Annotated in this window: 1 protein-coding gene and 1 pseudogene; both read left to right on the forward strand. The window is 43.9% G+C overall.

Going from position 1 to position 1297, the window contains the following annotated elements; all coding sequences use genetic code 11:
* The first annotated feature begins 201 nt into the window (after window positions 1-201).
* The gene (locus ACS8FD_RS14990; protein WP_439262032.1) at window positions 202-972 is read left to right on the forward strand and encodes a methionine ABC transporter ATP-binding protein; all 771 of its coding nucleotides are present in this window, start codon (window positions 202-204) and stop codon (window positions 970-972) included.
* A 19-nt stretch (window positions 973-991) separates the two neighbouring features.
* A pseudogene (locus tag ACS8FD_RS14995) lies at window positions 992-1297 on the forward strand (ABC transporter permease); the annotation flags it as partial.

The raw sequence follows: 1297 nt of genomic DNA on the forward strand, positions 1-1297 counted from the left end.
CCTTTATACGTCGAGTACTGCATAAGGCTAATATCCATATCGTTATAAGCGGTTCTCGAATGTTCATATCCAAAACGTCTAGAAATATGCTATATTACTGCCCCTTATCATATAGCCATTGATATAGATTTGACGCTATCATCTTGCAATAGTATATCGACATTATCACCGCTACCTTATTTACTAAACTTCGAGCATTCCATGAGCGATATGATCGTCCTAAATGACGTGACCAAAAGCTTTTTAAGCGACCGATCCATAAAAGACAAAGATGGTAAGCCGCATTGGTTTACTGCGGTTGAACCGACGTCCCTGTCTGTTCGACAAGGTGAAATCTTTGGTTTGATGGGCTATTCAGGTGCTGGTAAATCTACCTTATTACGATTAATCAATATGCTTGAGCGTCCTGATGGCGGTCAAGTCATCATTGATGGTACTGACTTGACGACGTTGTCCGCCAGTGACCTACGTGTTGCGCGTCACAATATTGGTATGATTTTCCAGCAGTTCAATTTGATGGCCAATCGCACCGTCTTTGACAATGTGGCGTTTAACTTAACAGTGTCAGGTTATCCTAGTCGCGATGTACGCAAACGTGTCATGGATTGTCTTGAGATTGTGGATCTAACTGATCGTGCAGGTCATTATCCTGCACAGCTTTCAGGTGGACAAAAGCAGCGTGTCGGTATCGCACGCGCGATTGCCCCAAGTCCAAAGGTTTTGTTAGCAGATGAGCCGACCAGTGCGCTTGACCCTGCAACGACTCGCAGTTTGCTGACCTGTTTGCGTGATATCAATGACCAGCTTGGCGTAACCATCGTGATTGTCACTCATGAGATGAGCGTGATTCGTAGACTCTGTGATCGAGCAGCACTACTTCATCAAGGAAAATTGCTTGAAGTTGCAGCAGTAAAAGAAGGTCTGATTCAAGCAACCACTCCGATTGGCAAAGGCTTAGTCGTTGAAGATTAATGAGGTAAAATAAACAGATATGTTAACTGGTACTGAACTATCCGCCTCAGTAGATAAGCTGTATGCGCTGCGTAAAGAGATTTGGCAAGCATCGTTTGATACCTTTGTCATGCTTGGTATCTCGACCGCTGCTGCTGTTACGATTGGCGGGCTATTTGGGATATTCTTATTTTTGTCCAGCGATCGGCAGTTTTTACAGAATAAAGGATTGTATGCAATCTTAGGCGGTATCACCAACTTTATGCGTGCCTTCCCTTTTGTCATTTTGATGATTGCCATGAGTCCATTTACCAAGGCGATTGTCGGCACAGGTATTGGTCCTATT

Source organism: Psychrobacter sp. 1U2 (assembly GCF_051847575.1).

What these genes read in the sequence shown, in the direction of transcription:
- ACS8FD_RS14990 (WP_439262032.1), top strand. Translation starts at nt 202, where the DNA reads ATGAGCGATATGATCGTCCTAAATGACGTGACCAAAAGCTTTTTAAGC.